1 protein-coding gene and 1 pseudogene are annotated in these 1,739 nt (G+C 38.3%); one reads left to right on the plus strand and one right to left on the minus strand.

Annotation, left to right across the window (positions count from 1 at the left end; genetic code table 11):
• Positions 1-39: 39 nt before the first annotated feature.
• Entirely contained in the window at positions 40-867 is an 828-nt protein-coding gene (locus AC1DPZ_RS26595) for a carboxypeptidase-like regulatory domain-containing protein (protein WP_477409178.1), read from the minus strand.
• 267 nt (positions 868-1,134) lie between these two features.
• Between AC1DPZ_RS26595 and AC1DPZ_RS26600 the strand changes: the two are divergent.
• Positions 1,135-1,739, plus strand: a pseudogene (locus AC1DPZ_RS26600) (ribonuclease R); the annotation flags it as partial.

Genomic DNA, 1,739 nt, shown 5'->3' on the forward strand with positions numbered 1-1,739 from the left:
ACCCGGCCATACATAAGCTTATTATGCTGATGATCGCTTTCATAACTCATTCAGTTGAAGAGTAAGGGGTATTTTTGAAGAAAAAACCTGGGTGTTGTTATAACGTAACTTTTTTTCCCGGTAAACTCTCACCGGAAGCTCAGTACCATCTTTTACCGGCAGGATAAAGCGAAAATTGCCTAACTGATCGGCACTGGTTTTATAAAGTCCGTTGGCCAGTACAATCAGCACATTGGGGACAGGTTGCCCTTGCATATCTACAACCAAACCACTGATAGTTAATGAATCAGTTTGTTTTTTCAAATGCAACTCAATAGGCGTTCGCCCATCAGCAGGAATAGTTATCTGCTGGCTTTGCCGGTAAAAACCAATCACCGCCGGAGTAACAGAAATGGTTTTTCCTAATAAATTAGTTGGCAGTTCGGTAAAAGTTACCACACCATTTTCTATCCTTGCTGAGTCGGGTTTGTTGAACAAAACTTTAAGCAATCCGCCATTTACCAGCTCATTTTTACTTTCATCACCAAAAACAATGAATTTGATATTAAATGAATCAGCTTCCGGAGAAAGCTTTAACCCAAAATAGATGATCAGGCAAAAAATAACTGCAGGCCCACCAAGCGCTAAAGTGCCATTAAACAGTTTACCGCTATACTTCGCGTGCGCTTTTAAAGCACCAAATAAAAACCCCGATGCAATCAGGGCAACAAAAACCAAAAGAAAAAAATAAACTTGCGGACTTAAATTTGCAGCTTTATTGCTAAAGATCATAAGTATTACAGCCGCCGCCACAAACAACACAAAGCCCAACCCGGTTATAATAACCCAACTTAAAGGTGAAACAGTTTTATTGGTTTCGACTGACATTATAAGTAAAAGGCTGTGTATTATAAAGTTAGATATATTTTTTCATTTACAATAATACAAATTACTGATTTCTGACCATTGGCGCCTGATAAAATCAAAAACAATAAAGAAGCCAAAGCAACCCCGTTGTCATACTTTAAAGTTTACTACTTCTTTAAAGCATGAACAAATCTAACTATGGTTGAATGACACCTCACATATATCTTGCGACCTTTATCCCCAATCGCTTAACATCTAAATTCCGTATCTTTGGTCAAATACTTTTGTATGTCTAAAAAGAAAAGCAACTCTTCTATAGTTCAGGTACTTACACAAATGGTACTTGATATATTCGAACAAAACGGCAATACGCCACTAAACTATAAACAGGTTTCTGCTAAATTAAACGTTCGCGATCCCGAATCCCGCGAAATCATATTTGATATTTTAAAGGATGAGGCCCAAAAATCAACACTCAAAGAAGTTTCACCTGGTAAATTTCAGCTACTTGAATTAAAAACGTTTATTGAAGGTCGGGTTGATCTCACCAACGATGGGTCGGCTTTTATTATTACCGATGATGAATTTGAAAGTGACATTTTTGTTGCACCACGCAAACTACGTAATGCCCTGCATGGAGATAGGGTTAAGGTTTATGTGTACGCCATAAGCAAGGGAAAGCGCAAAGAGGGTGAAATCATAGAACTACTGCAGCGTGCTAAAATGGAATTTACAGGAATTGTAAAGCTATCAGAACGCTTTGCTTTTTTTATCCCGGACGACCGCAAAATGATGCATGATATTTTTATCCCGATGAGTGAACTCAACGGAGCTAAAAATGGAATAAAAGCTGTTGCAGAGATAACCGATTGGCCGGCCGAAGCAAAAAATCC

Source organism: Mucilaginibacter sp. P4_G9 (genome assembly GCF_056400985.1).

Coding starts and splice junctions, on each gene's coding strand:
- AC1DPZ_RS26595 (WP_477409178.1), bottom strand. CDS start 867: ATGTCAGTCGAAACCAATAAAACTGTTTCACCTTTAAGTTGGGTTATT.